Source organism: Gordonia sp. DT30 (assembly GCF_049844915.1).
GTDB lineage: Bacteria > Actinomycetota > Actinomycetes > Mycobacteriales > Mycobacteriaceae > Gordonia.
This window is the reverse complement of record NZ_JBNCLY010000017.1, coordinates 29,766-49,715: the sequence shown is the minus strand read 5'-3', so window position 1 is coordinate 49,715 and position 19,950 is coordinate 29,766. Positions and strand designations below refer to the sequence as shown.

At 65.7% G+C, this 19,950-nt stretch carries 17 protein-coding genes and 1 tRNA gene; 10 read left to right on the top strand and 8 right to left on the bottom strand.

All coding sequences use genetic code 11. The features are described from left to right. Positions 1-110: 110 nt before the first annotated feature. The 4 genes from ACLQ3C_RS15745 (at position 111) to ACLQ3C_RS15730 (ending at position 4,895) form a co-directional block, all read left to right on the top strand. On the top strand, positions 111-1,088 hold the full coding sequence (locus tag ACLQ3C_RS15745) for a LysR family transcriptional regulator (protein WP_425706025.1): 978 nt from the start codon (positions 111-113) through the stop codon (positions 1,086-1,088). Positions 1,089-1,345: 257 nt separating this feature from the next. Then, positions 1,346-2,260: a LysR family transcriptional regulator gene (locus tag ACLQ3C_RS15740; RefSeq protein ID WP_425706024.1), complete on the top strand. Its 915-nt coding sequence runs from the start codon at positions 1,346-1,348 to the stop codon at positions 2,258-2,260. Between the two features lie 212 nt (positions 2,261-2,472). Then, positions 2,473-3,321 carry a DUF5715 family protein gene (locus ACLQ3C_RS15735; RefSeq protein ID WP_425706023.1) on the top strand — a complete coding sequence of 283 codons (849 nt, stop codon included), beginning with the start codon at positions 2,473-2,475 and terminating at the stop codon, positions 3,319-3,321. 68 nt (positions 3,322-3,389) lie between these two features. Continuing rightward, the gene (locus tag ACLQ3C_RS15730; RefSeq protein WP_425706022.1) at positions 3,390-4,895 is read left to right on the top strand and encodes an asparagine synthetase B family protein; all 1,506 of its coding nucleotides are present in this window, start codon (positions 3,390-3,392) and stop codon (positions 4,893-4,895) included. 64 nt (positions 4,896-4,959) lie between these two features. Here ACLQ3C_RS15730 and ACLQ3C_RS15725 read toward each other — a convergent pair whose 3' ends face one another. Next, positions 4,960-5,172 (bottom strand): hypothetical protein, encoded by a 213-nt coding sequence (locus tag ACLQ3C_RS15725; RefSeq protein WP_425706021.1) that lies wholly within the window; start codon positions 5,170-5,172, stop codon positions 4,960-4,962. A gap of 161 nt (positions 5,173-5,333) precedes the next feature. Beyond that, the gene (locus ACLQ3C_RS15720; protein WP_425706020.1) at positions 5,334-6,896 is read right to left on the bottom strand and encodes a DHA2 family efflux MFS transporter permease subunit; all 1,563 of its coding nucleotides are present in this window, start codon (positions 6,894-6,896) and stop codon (positions 5,334-5,336) included. Positions 6,897-6,993: 97 nt separating this feature from the next. On the opposite strand from ACLQ3C_RS15720, the gene ACLQ3C_RS15715 reads away from it, so the two are divergent. Together ACLQ3C_RS15715 and ACLQ3C_RS15710 are read left to right on the top strand one after the other, a co-directional pair. Further along, complete coding sequence (locus ACLQ3C_RS15715; protein ID WP_425706019.1) at positions 6,994-7,572, top strand: TetR/AcrR family transcriptional regulator; 579 nt, start codon at positions 6,994-6,996, stop codon at positions 7,570-7,572. 59 nt (positions 7,573-7,631) lie between these two features. Further along, entirely contained in the window at positions 7,632-8,432 is an 801-nt protein-coding gene (locus ACLQ3C_RS15710) for a MerR family transcriptional regulator (RefSeq protein WP_425706018.1), read from the top strand. 20 nt (positions 8,433-8,452) lie between these two features. Here ACLQ3C_RS15710 and ACLQ3C_RS15705 read toward each other — a convergent pair whose 3' ends face one another. The 4 genes from ACLQ3C_RS15705 to ACLQ3C_RS15690 all read right to left on the bottom strand — a co-directional run bounded on the left by ACLQ3C_RS15705 (position 8,453) and on the right by ACLQ3C_RS15690 (position 13,594). Beyond that, positions 8,453-9,946 (bottom strand): hypothetical protein, encoded by a 1,494-nt coding sequence (locus ACLQ3C_RS15705; protein WP_425706017.1) that lies wholly within the window; start codon positions 9,944-9,946, stop codon positions 8,453-8,455. Continuing rightward, positions 9,943-11,373, bottom strand: coding sequence for a UDP-glucose dehydrogenase family protein (locus ACLQ3C_RS15700; RefSeq protein WP_425706016.1), 1,431 nt, complete (start codon positions 11,371-11,373; stop codon positions 9,943-9,945). Before ACLQ3C_RS15700 ends, ACLQ3C_RS15705 begins: the two co-directional genes overlap by 4 nt. A gap of 90 nt (positions 11,374-11,463) precedes the next feature. Further along, complete coding sequence (gene dcd, locus ACLQ3C_RS15695; protein ID WP_425706015.1) at positions 11,464-12,039, bottom strand: dCTP deaminase; 576 nt, start codon at positions 12,037-12,039, stop codon at positions 11,464-11,466. A gap of 46 nt (positions 12,040-12,085) precedes the next feature. Further along, on the bottom strand, positions 12,086-13,594 hold the full coding sequence (locus ACLQ3C_RS15690) for a DUF222 domain-containing protein (protein WP_425706014.1): 1,509 nt from the start codon (positions 13,592-13,594) through the stop codon (positions 12,086-12,088). A gap of 146 nt (positions 13,595-13,740) precedes the next feature. Here ACLQ3C_RS15690 and ACLQ3C_RS15685 point away from each other — a divergent pair. After that, a tRNA-Gly gene (locus ACLQ3C_RS15685) sits at positions 13,741-13,811 on the top strand. A gap of 155 nt (positions 13,812-13,966) precedes the next feature. Here the strand turns inward: ACLQ3C_RS15685 and ACLQ3C_RS15680 are convergent. Next, positions 13,967-15,433: a DUF1254 domain-containing protein gene (locus ACLQ3C_RS15680; RefSeq protein ID WP_425706013.1), complete on the bottom strand. Its 1,467-nt coding sequence runs from the start codon at positions 15,431-15,433 to the stop codon at positions 13,967-13,969. 194 nt (positions 15,434-15,627) lie between these two features. Further along, the gene (locus ACLQ3C_RS15675) at positions 15,628-16,599 is read right to left on the bottom strand and encodes an alpha/beta hydrolase family esterase (protein WP_425706012.1); all 972 of its coding nucleotides are present in this window, start codon (positions 16,597-16,599) and stop codon (positions 15,628-15,630) included. 160 nt (positions 16,600-16,759) lie between these two features. On the opposite strand from ACLQ3C_RS15675, the gene ACLQ3C_RS15670 reads away from it, so the two are divergent. The 3 genes from ACLQ3C_RS15670 to ACLQ3C_RS15660 are packed head-to-tail and all read left to right on the top strand — an operon-like array spanning position 16,760 to position 19,930. Next, positions 16,760-17,410: a TetR/AcrR family transcriptional regulator gene (locus tag ACLQ3C_RS15670; protein WP_425706011.1), complete on the top strand. Its 651-nt coding sequence runs from the start codon at positions 16,760-16,762 to the stop codon at positions 17,408-17,410. After that, positions 17,407-18,000, top strand: coding sequence for a hypothetical protein (locus ACLQ3C_RS15665; protein WP_425706010.1), 594 nt, complete (start codon positions 17,407-17,409; stop codon positions 17,998-18,000). Before ACLQ3C_RS15670 ends, ACLQ3C_RS15665 begins: the two co-directional genes overlap by 4 nt. Positions 18,001-18,034: 34 nt before the next feature. Beyond that, positions 18,035-19,930, top strand: coding sequence for an alkyl/aryl-sulfatase (locus ACLQ3C_RS15660; RefSeq protein WP_425706009.1), 1,896 nt, complete (start codon positions 18,035-18,037; stop codon positions 19,928-19,930). Positions 19,931-19,950 lie beyond the last annotated feature (20 nt).

Sequence of the window (19,950 nt, the reverse complement as noted above, 5' to 3'; positions counted from 1 at the left end):
TAAATAACTAGATAGATACTCTCTGATGAGGGAGTTCTCTTGCCACACACCACGCACGCCTCTCGGGCAGCAGAGGTGTCTTCGTAGACGACGCTCAGGAGCGTGATCGAATGGCCGTGAGTATCGAGCACAAGTCGCAGCGAAGCCCCCAGTTCCTCGATCTGCGCCGGCTGCATCAGTTCGTCACCGCAGTCGAATCCCCGAATCTTCGAGTCGCCGCCACCGAACTCTTCGTGACCCAGCAGGGCCTCTCGTCGTCCCTTCGCCAACTCGAAGCCGACCTCGGCGTCGAATTGTTCTCCCGCTCCGGGCGTCACCTGCGCCCCTCGGAGGCCGGACGAGAACTCTATCGTCGCGCCCCGGCGCTACTCGCCGTCGGACAACAGACCATCGCGGCCATACACCGTGCCATCGAACGGGCACCACGGCCTTTCGTCATCGGCCATACGCCCGCCGTCGCCGGTGAAGAAGTATTCGACCTGGTCGAGCCAACGCTTGCCGGTATGGGGTCTCAGTCGTTCAAGTTCGTGCAGGTGTCCCCGGAGAACATCCGCCAGCGACTCCTCGACGGCACCATCGACGTGGCGATCCGCCGGGCAATCGGCCATTCTCTCGACCTCGCGACGACTGTCGTGGCCCATCACACGCTCCGGCTGGCAGTGTCGGTCCGCCATGAGTTGGCCGGCGCGTCGGCCGTATCGATCGCCGAGCTGGCCGGCTACCCCATAGTCATGTGGGGTCCGGAACGCCACTCTTCCTACACCGACTACTTGATATCCCTATGCCATCGGGAGGGACTCCGTCCCGATCTGGTGATCAATCCGATCGAGGGGGCATCACCGTCGACGGCGGTGGCTGCGTCTGACACCGCGTGCACCTTCGTCACATCTCAGAGCGGCACCGCTCTCGGCGGACGCGTGCAGGTTATCGACTTCACCGAGCCCCATCTGGTTCCGATGCAGGCAGTCTGGTTGCCGCACACGGTATCTCCGGTGAGAGATCTCCTACTCACAGGGGCGCCGACCTCACCCACGACCCGTAATGGCACCGCGAGGTGCCCCCGCGAGATCCACAACCGCTGTTTGTGAGTGATCAGATTCTTCCTGTACCCACGCTCGAATGTCGGTGTGGTTTGATCTGCGAATCCGCTGGGGCCCAGTTTTTTTCGCGCTTTCTTGTCGGTAGGTCACCGATCGGCACCGAAGTGGCCGACCTTGCCCGCCAGGTCTTTACTTGATAGTAAATCTCTGACAGCTACGCCACGTCCGGCGTGAACCAGTCAGCACCGCGACGGCCTCGGGCACCGATCGTGCACCGCGTCGACGTAGTTCAGGAGCGTGAGAGATTGAGCGCGAGTGGTGAGTACAACTCGCGACGAAACCCGCGGTTCCTCGACCTTCGCCGGTTGCACCAATTCGTCACCGCGGTCGAATCCCCGAATCTCCGGATTGCCGCCGCCGAACTCTTCGTGACCCAGCAGGGCCTCTCGTCGTCTCTTCGCCAGCTCGAAGCCGACCTCGGTGTCGAATTGTTCTCCCGCTCCGGGCGCCACCTCCGACCTTCGGAGGCCGGGCGAGAGCTCTATCGCCGCGCACCCGCGCTGCTCGCCGGCGGACAACAGACGATCGAGGCCGTGCATCGCGCCATCGAGGAGACGCCACGGCCTTTCGTCATCGGCCACACCCCGGCCATCGTCGGTGAAGAAGTGTTCGAGCTGATCGAACCCGCGCTCGCCACCGTGGGAACGCAGCCGTTCAAGATCGTGCAGGTATCGCCGGAGAACATTCGCCAAGAACTCCTCGACGGCGACATCGACCTGGCTATCCGCCGAGCCATCGACCATTCACTCGACCTCGCGACGACAGTCGTGGCCCACCACACGCTTCGGCTGGCGGTATCCGTGCGCCATCCCCTGGCTGCCGCGTCCGCGGTCAAGATCTCCGACCTGGCCGGCTACCCGATCATCATGTGGGGCCCGGAACACCATTCCTTCTACACCGACTACGTGACGGCACTTTGTCACCGAGAGGGTCTTTACCCCGATCTGGTGACCAATCCCATCGAGGGCGCACCACCGTCGACGGCGGTGGCGACATCGGATACCGCATGCACATTTGTCACCTGCCCCAGCGGCACCGCTCTCGGCGGCCGGGTACGGGTCATCGATTTCACCGAACCCCACCAGGTTCCGATGCAAGCCGTCTGGTTGCCGCACACGGTCTCCCCGGTGAGAGATCTGCTACTCACCAAGGAGACGTGAGCATTCGGATATCGATGAACCAGAGAAAATTGTCAACGCACAGAATTCGCTTGTGATCCCAGGTTGCGCCCACCCGTGCATCGACACTCGGGAGACGTTGCACATCAATGCCTTCCCCAGGCATTACCGTCGACGCTGGACAGTCTGGGAAAACCTCGAAGGAAATGGAGACCGGCCGTGATCGGATCCCAGAAATCACATCGGGAGTGCCGATGACGAACCCTGTCGGAGCGCGAGTGATCACACCCGCCGCCGCCATTGCCTTTCGGGCCGGGGTCGAACGTCTGGCCGCAGCGATCGACGGGTGCCCGACCGGCGTCGAGGATTCGCTGATCCGGCGCGAACTCTCGGAGCCGGATCTGTACGGCATCGTCGGGCAGTTCTCCGACGCGGACTTCCGGATCGACGAACTCGTCGAGGCCGCGCGCAGGTTCCGACCCACCGACAACTCGACCGCGTCGACCACCGCAGCCATGGTCAAGGTGCAGTTGCTCTCGATGCTCGACGCCGTCTGGTGCGCGGGCCACTCGCCCTATGCCACCGACGAGGAGGTCCGAAGCGCCACCGATCTCGTCGACCTCGTCGCCGCCCGCTGCCGCGGCGAACTGCGGTTCGACTTCCGCGTCCAGATCTATGACCGCCCCCGACGGGTGGTGCGGGCCGCCGACCGCCGCCTTCTCTCGGGGCGTTCTCCCCGCACCATCGGGATGCGTCTTCCGTATGCGCGGCCGGCGATGGTGTCGCTGCTCAACTCGATCGCCGACGACTTCGCATCGGCATGCCCACGAGCACCGCGACTGTGGGTCAACAGCACGGTGCGCAGTGCGTCGTATCAGAAGGACATGCGCAGCGCGGGTTACCTTGCGGTGTCGGGAAGCTCGCACTGCGTCGGGTGGGCCGCCGATATCGAGATGGCCTGGATGGCCGCGCGCGGACACGCCGACGTACTCGCCGCGATCCTGACGAGCCGCGCCGCGACGGGCCGCGTCAACGTCATCGACGAAGGACAGGCGTGGCACCTCTGCCTTGACCCCGACCCGCTTCGACCCGAAAGTCCTTGACAATGTGCGGAATTGCTCTCATCGTAGGTGACCATTCATCTGCCGCGGATTCCACGCTGCTCGACGTCATGGTCACGCAAATTGTGCATCGCGGCGAGGTCACCGAGACCTACCACCGCCCCGGCCTTGCGGCGGCCACCCGGCGGCTCCCCATCGTCGACCGCGCCCATGGGATTCAGCCGTGGCGAGAAGGCGACCTGACCCTGTGCTACAACGGCGAGCTCTACAACACTGCCGAGCTGAGCACCGCGCTGCGCCGCGAATCGGTGGCGCCGGACACGGATTCGGACACCGAGGTCGTCGCCAAGGCATTCCGTGTGTGGCGCGAAGATGCCGTCGACCGGCTCGAGGGCGAGTTCGCGTTCGCCGTGGTCGAAGGTGATCGCGTCTACGTGGCACGCGATCCGCTCGGCGTGAAACCTCTCTACTTCGCCATCTCCGACGGTCGGGTACACCTCTGCTCGGAGATCAAGGGGCTGCTCGCGATCGGCGCATCGATCCACGAGGTCCCCGCCGGGCACCACGGGTGGATCACCGCGAGCGGACCTCGGCTTCGACCGTATTTCGATGTCGAGGAGCAATCCGCGATCGGCGCGGCACGGGAATTCACCGATACCCCTACGGCGATCGATGCCGTCCATGATGCGGTCAGCGCCGCCGTCGACTCCCGCCTACAGACGGATCTTCCTGTCGCCGTGGTTCTCTCGGGAGGACTCGATTCCAGCATCGTCGCCGCCCATGTGGCCCGGACACACCCCGGCAGCACCGCATTCACCATCGGCACCCCCGACAGTCCCGACATCGACTACGCCGCCCGCGTCGCACGCGACCTCGGGCTGGCGCATCGGGTGATCACCGTACGTCCCCGTGACATCTCGCGCGCCGACGTGGCCCACGCCGTCCGGAATTCCGAGCTGACCGAATACGGCGACATCATCAACGCGGTCATCTCCGAGCGCCTCTTCGCCGCCATCCACGAAGCCGGCATCAAGGTGGCGATCGGCGGCGACTGCTCCGACGAACTCTTCGGCGGATACCCGATGTACGACACGGTGCCCACGGATCAGCGTCGAGAGTTGTTCGCGCACAAGCTGGGCAACCTGTCCCGCACCGAACTCCAGCGGGTCGATCGTTCGGCGATGGCTTCGACAGTGGAGATGCGCGTGCCCTTTCTCGATCGCCGACTCGTCACCACCGCGCTGCGCGTACCGGTGTCGATGAAGGTGCGCGACGGCGTCGAGAAATGGGTGCTGCGTCGGGCATTCGAAAACGAGCTTCCCGACTATGTCATCGCCCGCCCCAAGCACGGCCTCTCCTACTCCTCGGGGCTGCATGACCGCGTGCGTCTGTACAAGCCGCTGATCCCGGCCGCCTACCGCAAGTGCGGCTACGACGCGCATGCACCGCTGCGGCGAGACTTCGACGTCGCCCTGGCCGCGGCCGGCAATGACCTGCGCGCAGCCCGTTCGGGGCGCTCGCTGTTCGATGACCACACGATGTTCGAACGCGGCAAGGATCTCGCCGGCGCACTCCGGTGGAATCTCACCGGAGCGTTGCGCAGCGTGCGGAAGTGAGCTGTCCCGGTATGCTCGATCCCGGGACAGGAAGTCTCTGTGCGGCAGTACGTTTAATGAAACACTATCGAGGCGGAATGTCCGTCGGTTGACCCAATTCGTCGGCGAGAGTGGCAATGAGGTGATCGACCTTGTTGTACAGGATGGCCAGTTGCTGCATCGCCGCGATCGCTTCGCCGGCGGTGAGGTCTGCGCTGATTGTGTGGCCGGCGAGTTGATCGACTATGCCCGCCAATTCCGCGGACAGCGCTGGCGAAGGTGTGGTGTCGTCGGTCATTAGCCCCCCTGGATGAACTTGCGATGGATCGAGCGTACCCAAAGACTTGTTCGGCGTGCAGGGGCCGGGATATTGATCCACAAGCACGGCGGTCAGTGTGGCCCGCTCGTGAACGGATGTCACAAAGCCATGCCGCCAGCGCTCTCCACCGCGTCGGCGACCTACTCGCGAACCCCCACGGCCTCGGTGGTATCGGACGTCTCCACCTCGGTGGTAGCCGATTCGCCACCGCGCGGCGCGCCCCGCAGCAGGGCTGCGGCGGCTACTGCGGCCGCGGCCGTGATACCCACGGCCACCCATACTGCCGAATGCAGGCCATCGACGAACACGTCTTGTATCGCGGCACGCATGGTGTCGGCGACCGCCGCCGGCGCCCGCTGCGCCACCTCGACACCCGCCATCACCGATTGACCGGCAATGTCGGTGGCATCACGTGGAACCCCCAGCGCACCAAGCCGATCCGTGACACCCGAGGCGTACACCGAGGTGAGAACGGAACCGAGGATCGCGACACCCAGGGTGCCGCCGACCTCACGCGTCGTGTCGTTGACGGCGCTGCCGGCACCGGCCTGCTCGGGTTTGAGGGCATCCATGATGAGCTGCGTACACGGGCCGGAGATGAACGCCAGACCCATCGCCATCAGCGTCATCGACCAGATGATGAGTTCCCAATAACCCGAAGTACGCGTGGCCAATTCGACCAGGGCGAAGCCGGTCGCCATCAGGGCCGCACCGGCCACCGCGACCGGACGCGCCGAAAAGCGGTGTGAGAGCGCCATGGCCACCGGCGAGAACACGGCCATCACCACGGCAAAGGGCAGCGTCCGCACGCCCGACCCGAGGGGACCGTAGCCCTTGACTGCCTGGAAGAACTGGGTGATGAGGAAGATGAAGCCGAACAGCGCGAAGAAGGCGACACTGATCATCGCGGCGGCAGTGGCGAAGTGACGATTGGCGAACAGTCGCACATCGATGATCGGATGGGAGATGACGAGCTGACGCCAGATGAACAGGCCGAGCAGGCTAACCGCGACGATCAGACCGCCGATGGTGCGCAGGTCGCCCCAACCGAAATTCGGGCCCTCGATCAGCGAGTAGACCAGCAGGCCCAGCCCGGTGATCGACAGCAGCAGTCCGACGACGTCGAGACGTGACACCGAGGTCGGCCGCGTCCCGGGGACGAATCCGAGAATGGCTGCGGCCGCGAGTATTCCCATCGGCAGGTTGACCCAGAACACCGAGGACCAACTGAAGTGCTCGAGCAGCCAGCCACCGAGGACCGGGCCGATCGCGACGGCCACACCCGACGTCGCCGCCCAGATACCCACCGCGGCAGCACGTTCACGGGGCTCGGTGAAGACGGTGACGATGATTGCCAGCGTCGCCGGGAACACCAGTGCCGCGAAGAGTCCGAGGCCGCCGCGTGCGGCGATCAGCTGACCCAGGGTCTGCGATTCCGCCGCGAGCACCGACACCGCAGCGAATCCGGCGATGCCGGTGAGCAGCATGCGGCGGTGCCCGTAGCGGTCGCCGAGATACCCACCGGTCACCAACAATCCGGCGAAGACGAGCGTGTAGGCGTCGACGATCCACTGCAGGCCGGAGATCCCGGCGTCGAGGTCACGCGACATGGTCGGCAATGCGACGTTGACGATCGTGTTGTCGATCATCACGAGAAGTTCTGCGAAGCAGAGGGCGCCCAGCGCCACCCAACGAGTACGCATCGTGCTGTTCCTTTCGGCGCTCGTGTCTGTAACAACGATCCACAGTTGTAGTACATCGTTCTACTCAAGAAGAACACTGTTCTAGTAAGTTGTCAATATGAGCACCACCCCGACCAACCGGCGCACCCCGGCGACCGAGGTCCGCGCGAATCTCATACGCGCGGGCCGCCACATCCTCGAGCGCGATGGCGTGTCCGGACTGACCGTCCGCGCGGTCGCGAAAGAGGCGGGAGTCGCACCGATGGGGGTGTACAACCACTTCGACGGCAAAGAGGGTCTCCTCGATGCCCTGGTCAGCGACGCTTTTTTCGAGTTGGCCACCGCGACCGCCACAACCGACACCGATCCCGTGGAGCGGCTCGCACACAGCGGACGCGCGTACCGGGAATTCGCCCTTGCCTTCCCGACGGTCTATGAGCTGATGTTCTCCGCGGACTGCGATCCCAGCACCGACGCCGCCGCCACCGCCTTCGACTCCCTCGCCGACGTCGTCCGGTACGGTCAGGTCGCCGGAATGATCCGCGCCGGCGACCCGCTCCTGTTGGCGATGCAGATCTGGTCTTGCGTGCATGGCGCGGTGAGCCTGGAGCTCGCCCGGTCCGGGCCGCCGTTCATCGACCCCGCCGGCAACTACGCAGACGTCATCGCCCTGATCGCGCGTGGTGTGCGGCCCTGAACGCGCCCACGTCGTCGACCTGACCGAACACGAGCCGCGATCTGCGAGAATGGACAACCGTGACCGAATACCGGATCGACGACCTGGCCCGGGTCGCCGGGACGACCACCCGGAACGTCCGCGGATATCAGGATCGCGGACTATTGCCGCGGCCGTTCCGGCGCGGACGCGTTGCCATCTACACCGACGCGCACGTCGCACGCCTGAAGGTCATCAACGATCTCCTCAAGCGCGGGTTCACCATTCGCCACATCGGCGACTTCCTCACCGGGGTGGCGCGCGGGGACGATCTCACCGATGTCCTCGGGCTGCGCGAGGTGGTCTCCGAACGGTGGTCGACGACCCGGCCGACGATCGTGAGCGCCGATGAACTCGCCGAGATGTTGCACACCACCGACCCCGATCACCTCCGCCGACTCACCGAGTTCGGGCTCATCCGCCCCGAACCCGGCGACGATGGACCGCGCAGCTACGTGATTCGCGATCCCGAGACCGTCGCCGGCTACGGCCGTCTCGTCGCACTCGGGATCACGTTGAGCGATCTTCTGGATGTCCACGCCGAGCTCGACCGCGCGATGGATGCGGCGGCCAACACCCTGATCTCCGCCGGCCGACGCATGGTGACCACGGGGCATTCCGACGGCTGGATTCCGCAGACATCCGAGGAATCTTCCGAAGCCACAAGGCTTCTCACCGAACTTCGCCGATCCGGGCAGGTGTCGGCCCACAACGCACTCGATCGCGCTCTCGACCGCGACATGGCGCGGCAGCTGGCCGATTACCTCGATGCCGCACGGGAATCCGGGCATGACCCAGACCACAACCCCACCGCCGCAACAGATCCGAGCGCCGGCGAGTAGTCAATCAATGGGCGATGCCGTCACGGAATGACGATCGGCGGCAGCCCCGGGACCGGAATGGAAATCCGCGGCGGTCGCGGTGAACCTCGGCGAGGGGAATTGCCGCGTGTCTGCGAATCGGTCTGGGCCGGCGGGGGTGGTGGCGGAGGTGGCGTGTATCGCACCGCCGGACGGCGGGCCTCGACCAGATCCGACGGATCGGCGTACTCCGGCGGCGACGTCGGAGTGGCCGACGTCGAGACCGATGGGGTGGTCGTCGACACCGCGGCCGGGGGTGTCGGCGCCGACGAACCGCCGGTGAAGGCCACCGCCATCGCCGCGCCGAACACCGCGAGCACCCCGGCGACCGCACCGCCGAGCAACCAGCGCGGCCGCGAATACCAGCGGCGATCAGCGGCCGGCTCGTCCCGATCGGCGTTGGAGTCGAAATCTCCGGCCGGCTCGCCATCCAGCTCCGGCTCGGCGTCGCGATCCAGCTCGGTATCGATCGCCGGGTTGGTACCGAATGCCGGGTCGGCGTCCGTCGCGAACTCGTCCGGTCCGGCCGGTTCGTCGGGCAGCGCAGCGAGTTCTTCGGTGACCGCAGCGAGCGTCTCGGTGGAGGCATCCGAGAGTGGCGGGACACGCGGGGCCGGTTGCGGGGCCGCCGGGGAGGGCGCGCGGCGCGGCGGTTCAACCCTGGCCGGTTCGACTCCGGACGGCTCCACCATCCGGACGATCTGGTGGCTCATCGATCCAGGCATGGGGAAATCACCCGACGTCGGTGCGGTCACCCCGTGACTTGCACTGCCGTCGGCACTGTCGTCGGCTGCACTGCTGTCGGTGGCGCTGTCGTCGACGACTGCCACCGGTGTGCGGCGTGCGTCGGCGAGCATCACGGCCAGCCCCGGCCACGCGATATGTGAGCTCGTCAGAAGGGCAGGCGCGTCGAGGACGCCGACCTGCGCGAGCGTGGCGTCGAGGTGCTCGGCCAGCGCGGCCGCGAGCGGGGCGGTGGCCACCTCGACGTCACGGTGCGTCATCCGGAACAGCCGGACGTGCTGCTCGCCCATGATGAACGCGCCGCCGGAGGAGGCCAGTCGGGTACGCCCTCGTCCAGCGAGTTTGCGCAGTTCATCGCGCCATTCGTCGCCGGCGGGCGGAGTCACCCGCCCGAGGGCGACGAGGTGGTCGGCGATTACCCGGTCGAGTTCGCGTGGCGTGACCTCACCGAGCGAGGGTGCGGTGAGAAGTACCTGGTCTTCGACGATGTCGACAGCGGCCACGATCGCACCGGCAGCGTCCAGATCGACCACGGCAACCAGACGCACACCCTCGTCGACGAGCCGTTGACGGACAGATTCGGTCAGCGTCGCGTCGAGGACGCGTGCTGCGGGATGTGTCTGTTCGGTCATCGGTAGGTGATTCCTGCGGTCGTCGGGGGCGCTGCGCTGGTCGATCGGTTGCTCGCCCGAGGTGTCCTCGTCGGCATTCCAGTCGCCCGGGCGCCTCCCCTGCGCCCATTGGTTGTTCAACCTAACACGTGAGGGCGGGGCACCTGGACCGATGAGTGAGCTATCCCACGATGGACCGCCGGGCCGGCGCCGGCGGTTCCGGCGTCCTGCGGGTTGCGGCGGACCTCGCCGCCGAGCGCCCGATAGTCCCAGCCGGCGTCCCGCCACTGCGCCGCCGCGAGGCATCGGCGGCCGTCGACGATCACCTTGCGCGCCACGACGCCGTCGAACTCGTCGGGACTCATGTGCACGAATTCGGCCCATTCGGTGGTCAGCGCGATGACGTCGGCGTCCGCGGCCGCCGCGCGCGCAGTCTCGGCGAAGTTCAGCGTCGGATACATGCGCCGGGCGTTGGCGGCGGCCTTCGGGTCGAAGACGGTGACCGACGCACCCCGCAACGCGAGCTGGCCGGCGACGCTCAGCGCCGGAGAATCGCGGACGTCGTCGCTCTCCGGTTTGAACGCGGCACCGAGGACGGCGATGTTCGCCCCGATGAGGTCACTGTGGCAAGCACTCTCGACGAGCTCGACCATCGCCTCGCGGCGGCGCATGTTGATCGCATCGACCTCGTGCAAGAACCGAAACGTGCGTCCCGCACCGAGTTCTTCGGCGCGCGCCATGAATGCGCGGATGTCCTTGGGGAGGCATCCGCCACCGAATCCCAAGCCGGCATTGAGGAATCGGCGGCCGATCCGGTTGTCGTAGCCGATGGCGTCGGCGAGCGCGGTGACGTCGGCGCCGACGATCTCGCAGAGTTCGCTGACCGCATTGATGAACGAGATCTTGGTTGCCAGAAAGGCATTGGCTGATGTTTTGACCAATTCGGCGGTGGCCCAGTCGGTGACGACCATCGGTACGCCAGAGTCGAGAACCTCGCGGTACAGCTCGCCGATCACCGCCGCCGCGCCGGTCGTTTCGGCGGTCGGATCGGTTCCGACGACGATGCGGTCGGGCCGCAGCGTGTCCTCCACGGCGAATCCTTCTCGCAGAAACTCTGGGCTCCAGGACAATTCGATGGTGGCGAGGTTGCTGCTGAGGTCGGCGATGCGGGTGGCCAGCTCGGCGGAGGTGCCAACCGGCACGGTCGACTTGCCGATGATGAGGTGTTCGCCGCGCAGCATCCCGGCCAGCGTCTCTACCGCGGAGAAGACTGCTGAGGTGTCGGCGCCGTAGCCGCGAGCTCGTTGCGGCGTGCCGACGCCGATGAAGTGCACGGTCCCGTGGTCGGCGGCGGACTGCATGGACGTCGAGAAGTCGAGGCGGCCGGCGGCGATATTGCGGCGCAGGATGTCGGCGAGCCCGGGTTCGAAGAACGGCACCTCACCGGCGCGCAGCCGGGCCACTTTCTCGATATCCACATCCACGCCGAGGACGTCGTGCCCGAGTTCGGCCATGCAGGCCGCGTGGGTCGCGCCGAGATATCCACATCCGATGACGGTGAGCTTCATAGATGTAGACGTACGCGCGGCGTGATGCGCGCAGCCGACAATGACGTGGCGCGACAGCGACGCGTGCGTGAACTCCGCGGTCGGCGCAGGTCAGTCGGCGTCGCGCACGAAGTTCAGATACGCCTTGGACGGGGTGGGCCCGCGCTGGCCCTGGTATTTGGAGCCGACGGCAGCACTGCCGTAGGGATGTTGGGCCGCACTGGTGAGGCGCAGCAGGCACAGTTGCCCGATCTTCATGCCCGGCCAGAGCGTGATCGGCAGATTCGCGACGTTGGACAGTTCGAGTGTGATGTGCCCGGAGAACCCGGGGTCGATGAACCCCGCGGTCGAGTGGGTGAGTAGGCCGAGCCGCCCGAGCGAGGACTTGCCCTCGAGGCGGCCGGCGAGGTCGTCGGGCAGGCTGCACACCTCGAGTGTCGAGCCGAGGACGAACTCGCCCGGGTGCAGGACGAACGGCTCGCCCTTCGTCGGCTCGACGAGCGTGGTCAGCTCGTCCTGCCGCTGTGCTGGGTCGATGTGGGTGTAGCGGGTGTTGTTGAATACCCGGAACAGCCCGTCGAGGCGCACGTCGATACTCGACGGCTGGACGAGGGCAGGGTCGAACGGATCCAGCGCGAGGCGACCGCTGTCGATGGCGGCATGGATGTCCCGGTCGGAGAGCAGCACAGTGCGAGGCTATCGGACCGGTGAATACGTGTGCGGGTGTCCCCGGTCACGGAGGCGGATCGGGTGACTCGGGGCTACCGCCTTTCTTGCGACGGGATTCCTCGTCGTAGCGGCGCTCGATCGCCGCGCGGAAGCGTTTGACGACGTCGTGGGCGAGATGGGTGTGATTGATCTTCTGATCCTGGTTCGGGTGCGCCGCGGGTGGTTGCCACACCGTGCGTCCGGCGTCCGGTCCGTCCGGCTGGATCGTCGTCCGCCACTTGTCGGGCAGCTTGCCGACGTGCCTGTTGTCGGGCGAGCAGGTGAACGTCAGGTTGGTGATGTCGGTGGGTCCACCGTCCTGGACGTCGGTGATGTGGTGGACCACCGAGTCGAACGCCTTGGTGGAGCAACCCGGGCACGTGCAGCCCGGGCCGTCCTTGGCGATCAGCGCCAACCGCTGCGCCTGGCTGGCCTGACGGCGTTGGGTGCCGAAGTAGAGGACCTCGGTGGTGTGGTCGGCGAAGACGGCCAGGTGGTGCTGGGACTCGGCGGCCATCTCGACGAGGTCGGCGATGGGGATCGGTGCGCCGGTGGCGGTTTCGGCGGGCGCTCCGGCGGCCTCGTGCAGCTGCGATTCGGTGATCGCGACGATGATGTGCGCGGGTAGTCCGCGATGGGACTTGCCGAGCGCACCCGCGTCGAGGGCGAATCGCAGGACCGCCGCGAACGCGTCGTGGTTGCGTTGCTCGGCGCATCGGTCGTCACGTGCGGCAGCGGCCCTGAGCTGTTCCGGGTCGGCCTGCCCGGGATCGCCGGTCGGCGAGTCGGGGTCGTCGGGATTGTTCATACCTTTCTCGCCCCAGATGGCGAGCACGATGTCGAGTTGTGCACGGGTCACCGGGTCCAACGTTCCCCAGATCTTCGACATCTGTTGGAAGTCGGCATCTTCCACGTGAAGCGACCGCCGTCGTTTGCGGTCGGAATCGTCGGTCAGCTGCCCGTCGGGGTCGAGATGCGCCAGAATCTGCACACCGACGCGGCGCAACGAGCTCGGGATCATCTCTCGCGCGTAGAAGGCCAGCGTCGACTCCGCGACCTCATGCTCGATCGCCGGCACCGACGACGGAATGCGCTTCATCGTCTCGATGATGACGTCGACGTGCGCAGTCGAGATGGCGCCCTCGGCCAACGCTTTCGCGGTCTTCGGCAGATCCGGGGACAGCTTCTCGCCCTGCATGTTTCGCAGCGAACCCAGCTTGGCCGACTGGATGCGCCTCCGCTTCGCCGTGCCCAGGCTCACATTGAGCGCCCCGGTGAGGAATGCGTGCATCGAGGTGTACCCGGCCTCCTGGTAGGCGGCGCGGTCGTTGGTCTCGACGTAGTGCGACACCGAAATGGAATCCATTCGGCGCATGGCGCGCTCATGTTCGCTGACCACGCCGACGATCTCCGCGTCGGTGCAACCAGTCGGGTCGGCAGCCTCGATCTCATCGAGCAGGGCGTGCAGTTGCGCCATCTTCTCGACGAGGTCAGGGGAGGATTGATCGAGGTTAGGCGGTTGCGTCACCGTCATCACGATCACCCCCCAGCGTCATCAACGAACTTGCGTTCGATGTTACCGCCGCCCACCGACAAGTCCGATCCGCTTTCCACAGGCTGGTGCGACGCGAGTGTGAAGACCTTTGCTAGCATGACCGTCGCGGGCCTCGTCGCCCGCACGCCGATGTAGTTCAATGGCAGAACATCAGCTTCCCAAGCTGAATACGCGGGTTCGATTCCCGTCATCGGCTCCGCAGGTCAGAGAGCATCTCAGCCTCGACCACTTTTCATTCGGAATCGTCTTGCACCCGTACTGTGCCCAAGCACCGGGAACCGCGGGCCGACTGCACAAGCTGCGCTCGACGCTGTCGGGGCCCGCGGTTCACCGCACTGCTTTTCGATGTGGCTAGCCGGTCTTGATGAAGTCGCCTGGCTTGTACTTCCGGTCGAAGAACTCCTGCTTCGGTCCGTAGAAGCGGAACAGGCTGAACCAGCCACGGCCCGGAACGGTCCGGAGCCAGTTCCGTGCCGCGTCCGGCGGGTTCGGTCCGACCGTCAGCGTGATCGACCCGTCAGCGTTGTAGTCGAGGTCGTTCATACCGTTTAGCGAAGGGTACTTCTGCCCTTTGGCATCGACGCCCGCGGCGGTTTCGGCGTCGTAGACCGTGACCGACCAGAACAATCCGGCCGGAGGGTTCGGGGGCAGGGTGATCGTGTATGTGTTCTCGCCGCGCAAGAATTCACCGTCACTGTCCTTGTAGGCGTCCCCGTACTTGGCGCCCATACCGACGATCGACGACATCATGCCGGTGCTGATCGAGTAGTGATTGGTGAACATGTGGATCTTCGCATTGACGTCGGTGTGTCCGGTTTCCCGGTTGCGCCATTCCTCGTCGAGGACGGTGTGCATGAAGTCGTCGGGGTCCGTCTTCACATGCGCCACCCAGTGCCGATCCGACCACCATCGGGCACGTTCGTCCTCGTCATAACCCGAGGCGACCGTCTTCGACATGTTCCAGGCGGTGCGTGCAGCCAAGTCCAGGATCGTGCGTTCCCTCGCCGACGGCGCGAACACACCGCCCTTCCGGATTCCGAGTGCCGCGAGCATACCGTGCATATAGGGGTCGATTCGATCGACTCGCTCGCTCTGGATGAAATCGTCGAGCGAGTCGAAGTAGCTGCCGTCCTGCGCGAACAACGCATCCACCGGCACGTCGGACACGTGCTTGTACTCCATGGGCTTCGCGTCACCATTCAACGGGCGCACGACGATTCCTTCGACCGACTTCACACCTGGCGAGAGATCGTCGACGGAGTGGAAGAACCCCCGCGCAAAGATGAAGACGCCGTTGGTCCGGCTCGTGAAAACGAAGTACTCGTCGCGGTCAATCTCGCCGTCGTAACCGTCGGGGACGATCAGGTACTTGCCGCCTACACCGTGGTCCGGCCCCGGGATTCCGACATCGCCGAGATACCGGACACCGTCGATGACCGGCCCCGTCAACGGACGGTGCCAGAAGTCGTCGACCAGTGCCTGAATCTTCGGTGGCGCCTCGATGACCAACGGTCCGGTTACACTCAGATCGGCGAACGTCAGCCCGTAGATCAAGTCCGAGTTCGGGGTGGTGATCACCGTCGCCGGCGTCAGCCGTTTCTCGGGAACAGACATCACGTTGTAGCCGGACCCCGAGACTGCCTCCAGGCCCCGCTTCATCGCCCACATGTTCATCGCGGGAAGCGACCACAGATAGACCTGCACTGCACGCTGGAAGAACAACTCGTCCTCGAGCTGTCGTTGGGCGTCCGGCGTCGGATATCCACCATCGACATTGGCCGAGGCCAATGCAGTGAACTTGATGAAATCCTCTGACATTCGCACACAGTCCTCTCGTCAGGTGATCAGTAGCGCCGATCAATAGCACCGACTGTGCCCGCGGGCGGGATCGATCACCTCACCCGTGCGGGGTGAAGGTTCGCGGGACGTACAGGCCCGGCGGCACGATGGCTGCCCTCCCATCCCCATTCGGGCAGGATTGCCGCCGGTTTCAAGCACTCCGGAGATCGAACTCACCGGTGTTTGGAGACAAGGAAATCGATCAGCAGGCGGTCGAGTGCGGGGCCGTTCACGGTCACCCCTCCCGGGCCGGTCCAGTGGTCGGCGCCATGCACGACTGCCGACACCACCTCCTGCTGCCCTCGCCCGTATCGGGTCACGACACTGCTGTAGGGGTCGCCCGACACCGTCGCCGGGATCGTCGCCGACGATCCGCGGACTCCACGAATCCCGTTGGCGCCCAATGCTGCCGACACACCGATCTCACCGAGGATCGGCGGGGTCACCGAATCCCGGTCACCCTGCACGATCAGTGTGGGGAGCGGTCCCCGATCGGTGCGGGCAATCGCGGCCGCGGCGCCGGTCGGGTCGGCAGCGAACGGGATACCCGCGCTCGTGGCGATCCCGGCGAACACCTCCGGATACAGCGCGGCGACGTTCTGGGTCATCGCGCCGCCTGCGGAGTGCCCGACGAGGTAGACCCGCGCCGGATCCGCCTGCAACTCACGAACCGCTCGCCGCACGATGTCGGCGACGATCGACGCCTCGCCCTTGCCGCGCACGAAGTTGCTCGGATCGGTCAAACGCCAGGTACCCGCGGGGTCGGCGCGCAACGACTGCATCGGCGCCACCACCGCATACCCCTGCCGGTCGGCCTCGGTCAGCAACACGCTCGTGCGTCGGAGTTGCCGGGGATCACCTCGATCCACCTGGCTGGCGCCGTGTAGCCACACAATCAGCGGCCGACCCGGTCCGGCACCGACCGGCCGGTACTGCTGAAAGTCGCGGGTGCCCGCAGCGTTGGTGAGTGTGCGGGTCACGATCGAGCCGCCGGCGGCGCCCGACGACCCGGCGGGTGTCGCGCCGGCGTCGCCGGCGAAAAGTGTCGTCCCCGCGCCGGTCCACACCGCAGCCAGCAACAGCACCACGACAACAGTGGCGATCCGGCCGGGAACGATCCGTTCCCGCACATCGTGTACCCGCATCAGTTCCACCCCTCTTGCCGCCCGATTCCTCGAGCGTTTCGATACCAAAAGGTATTAGACCGGTCGAGTGGCCTCGGCGTCAATGGTTCCCCAGTCGATCGCCCGTCTGCCCGCACTCCCCGGCGCAACCACCGGTCCGGCGGCGGCGCACACTCGACCCATGCCCGAGCAACCACCTCGTCGGAAGTCGGCGCCTACACGTCGTCGCAGCGAGACACGCGAGCGCCTGCTCGACGCCGCCTTCGAGGCATTCGTGGCAAAAGGCTTCGGCCGAACGACCATTGACGATGTCTGCCGAGCGGCCGGGTACACCAAGGGTGCCTTCTACTCGAACTTCGGGAGCCTGGAGCAGCTGTTCTTCGCCCTGTACGACCGACAATCGGCGTACGGCGCCGAGTTCACCACCGACATGATCGGATCGGAGACCACCGCCGTCGAAGAGCTCATCGTCGCCTGGGCCGAGCAGGTACTGCTGGACCGCGACTGGCTGCTGATCAACACGGACTTCGTTTCCTATGCGGCACGTTTCCGGGAGGTCGCCGGTGAACTCGCCGACCATCGTCGGGAACTGCGGACCGCCGTCACCGACGTGGTGGCCGCCTTCATCGAGGTCCAGAACATGCCGCTCCCACCGTCGCTGTCCACTCCCGCCGAGCTGGCCCGCGCCATCGTCACCGTCTACGACGGCGTGATCTATCAGTTGCTGCTCGACATGGACGAGGCCACGGTCCGCCGCCATTTCGTCGCGATCATGACCGCACTGATCCGGCCGGAACAGACTCGCACCGGCGACACAGGGGGACGGTCATGACGGTCTGGCGGCATGCGGACTGGTCGACCGTCGCCGAGTTCGGTGCCGACACCATCCATTTCGTGAAGTACCCGCATCCGGCGGCGTCAGTCCGCGGGACGCCGGACCTGTCGGTCAACGGAATCCGCGACGTCGACTCGACTCAGTTTCCGCCGCAGATCCGGACAAAGGGAGGCGAAACCCTTTTCGTTCCGCGGACCAATCGGTTCGCGCTCGCCGAACTTGCGGCGCGCCACGGTATTCCCGAGACCCGGCGTCCCGATCTGTGGAGTCTTCTGCTCGATCCCTTCCTCGACACGGAGGTCACCACTGAGCAGATCGGGCATGTCGACCGGATTCTTCGCGCACACGGCCTCACCGACGCCGAAATCGGTGGAGTGCGCGCCAATGTCGCGGAGATGGCCGAGAGTTACAACGCCTTCATGTGGGAGTGGACGGACCTCGATCTCTACGACCTCATCTGCGCGTCGTCGGTCTGGCATCGGTCTGAGGCCGACCAAGGGCGCGCCTTCTACACGTGGGCGATGGAACTCGCAGATCGAGCGGGCACGAAGTCGGGGACTACGAGCAGTTTCACCCCGCGGGGGTGAAGCGGCTGCAGACCCGTGCGACCACCCTGGCGGCATGGACTCCTCATCGAAGCCGGCATCTGCGACCATCACCGCTCAACAAGAGGCACTCCTCGCAAGCCTCCCCTTCGCCGACACCCAGGACTTCGAGGACGCCACCCGCGGTCTCATCGGTCGACGCGAACCGAACGCGATCCACGCAGCAGACGGAACGGTCGTCTGGGACAACGACACCTACTCCTTCCTCGACGGGGATGCTCCGGACACCGTCAACCCGAGCCTGTGGCGGCAGTCGAAACTGAATGCCATCCAGGGCCTGTTCGAAGTCGTGCCCGGGATCTACCAGGTGCGCGGCTTCGACCTCTCGAACGTGTCATTCATCGAGGGCGAGACGGGAGTCCTCGTCCTCGACCCGCTCGTCACCGAAGAGACAGCAGCGGCAGCGCTCGCGCTGTACCGCGAGCATCGAGGCGACCGGCCGGTCACCGGCGTGCTGTACACACATCCACATGTCGACCACTTCGGCGGTGTCCGCGGGGTCACCACGCAGGCGGACGTCGATTCCGGGAAGGTACCGATCGTCGCACCCGCAGAGTTCACCGAGCACGCCGCGTCGGAGAACGTCTACGCAGGCACGGCAATGGCCCGGCGGTCGGCCTACATGTTCGGCGCGGCACTCGCCCGCAGTCCGCAGGGCGGGCTCGGCACGGGCCTCGCACAAACCGTCGCGACCGGCAACATCACACTCATCGCGCCGACCCTGGACATCACCGAGACCGGCCAGGAAGAGACCATCGACGGCGTGCACATGGTGTTCCAGATGGCCCCGGGCACCGAGGCGCCGGCCGAGTTCCTCGTCTACTTCCCCGACCACAAGGCGTTGTGCGCGGCAGAGGATGCCACCCACACGATGCACAACCTGCTCACACTTCGGGGAGCACTCGTCCGAGACCCGCACGCGTGGTCGAACTATCTCACCGAGACCATCGACCTCTTCGGCGACGAGACCGACGTCGTGTTCGCATCACACCACTGGCCGACGTGGGGCAACCAGCGTGTGACGGCGTTCCTGTCCGCGCAGCGTGACCTGTACGCCTACCTGCACGATCAGACGTTGCGGCTGATCAACAAGGGCTGGACCGGGATCGAGATCGCCGAGCAGCTGTCACTCCCGCCCGTACTCGAGAACGCGTGGCATGCGCGCGGGTACTACGGCTCGGCCAGCCACAACATCAAGGCCATCTACCAGCGCTACATGGGCTGGTACGACGGCAACCCGGCCCATCTGTGGCAGCACCCGCCCACCGAACAGGGCAAGCGCTACGTCGAACTCGGTGGCGGCGCAGACGCCGTGGTGGCCAAGGCGCAAACCGCATACAGAGAAGGCGATTACCGTTGGGCCGCAGAGATACTCAGTCACGTCGTGTTTGCCGAGCCGGACCATGCGGACGCCCGTGCACTACTCGCGGACACCTTCGAGCAACTCGGATACGGCGCGGAAAACGGCGTATGGCGCAACATCTTCCTTTCCGGCGCCACCGAGCTTCGTGAGGGGCAGTTCGGCACTCCGACCGTTTCGGCCTCGGCCGACGTCATATCCGCACTCACCCCGGAGATGTTGTTCGACGCGATCGCCATCCAGGTCGACGGTTCGCGCGCCTGGGATGAGAACCTGACCATCGACGTCATTCTCACCGACTCCGACGAGCAGTACCGTCTACGGGTCGCCAACGGTGTGCTCACCTACAGTGGCCGGCCGCAGAAGGGTGCTGCAGACGCGATTCTGACCGCACCGCGACACGCCCTCCCCGCACTCGCACTGGGCGACCTCTCACCAGCGCAGCTTGCGGACGCCAGCATCGAATTGAGCGGTGATGCAACAGTTCTGACGCGACTTGCGGCAGTCCTCGATCCGGGTGACCCTGACTTCGCGATCGTCACCCCCGACTGAACACCCACCTGCCCCGCACC

What these genes read in the sequence shown, in the direction of transcription:
- ACLQ3C_RS15745 (WP_425706025.1), top strand. Translation starts at nt 111, where the DNA reads ATGGCCGTGAGTATCGAGCACAAGTCGCAGCGAAGCCCCCAGTTCCTC.
- ACLQ3C_RS15735 (WP_425706023.1), top strand. Translation starts at nt 2,473, where the DNA reads ATGACGAACCCTGTCGGAGCGCGAGTGATCACACCCGCCGCCGCCATT.
- ACLQ3C_RS15730 (WP_425706022.1), top strand. Translation starts at nt 3,390, where the DNA reads ATGGTCACGCAAATTGTGCATCGCGGCGAGGTCACCGAGACCTACCAC.
- ACLQ3C_RS15725 (WP_425706021.1), bottom strand. Translation starts at nt 5,172, where the DNA reads ATGACCGACGACACCACACCTTCGCCAGCGCTGTCCGCGGAATTGGCG.
- ACLQ3C_RS15720 (WP_425706020.1), bottom strand. Translation starts at nt 6,896, where the DNA reads ATGCGTACTCGTTGGGTGGCGCTGGGCGCCCTCTGCTTCGCAGAACTT.
- ACLQ3C_RS15715 (WP_425706019.1), top strand. Translation starts at nt 6,994, where the DNA reads ATGAGCACCACCCCGACCAACCGGCGCACCCCGGCGACCGAGGTCCGC.
- ACLQ3C_RS15700 (WP_425706016.1), bottom strand. Translation starts at nt 11,373, where the DNA reads ATGAAGCTCACCGTCATCGGATGTGGATATCTCGGCGCGACCCACGCG.
- ACLQ3C_RS15690 (WP_425706014.1), bottom strand. Translation starts at nt 13,594, where the DNA reads ATGACGGTGACGCAACCGCCTAACCTCGATCAATCCTCCCCTGACCTC.
- ACLQ3C_RS15680 (WP_425706013.1), bottom strand. Translation starts at nt 15,433, where the DNA reads ATGTCAGAGGATTTCATCAAGTTCACTGCATTGGCCTCGGCCAATGTC.
- ACLQ3C_RS15675 (WP_425706012.1), bottom strand. Translation starts at nt 16,599, where the DNA reads ATGCGGGTACACGATGTGCGGGAACGGATCGTTCCCGGCCGGATCGCC.
- ACLQ3C_RS15670 (WP_425706011.1), top strand. Translation starts at nt 16,760, where the DNA reads ATGCCCGAGCAACCACCTCGTCGGAAGTCGGCGCCTACACGTCGTCGC.
- ACLQ3C_RS15665 (WP_425706010.1), top strand. Translation starts at nt 17,407, where the DNA reads ATGACGGTCTGGCGGCATGCGGACTGGTCGACCGTCGCCGAGTTCGGT.
- ACLQ3C_RS15660 (WP_425706009.1), top strand. Translation starts at nt 18,035, where the DNA reads ATGGACTCCTCATCGAAGCCGGCATCTGCGACCATCACCGCTCAACAA.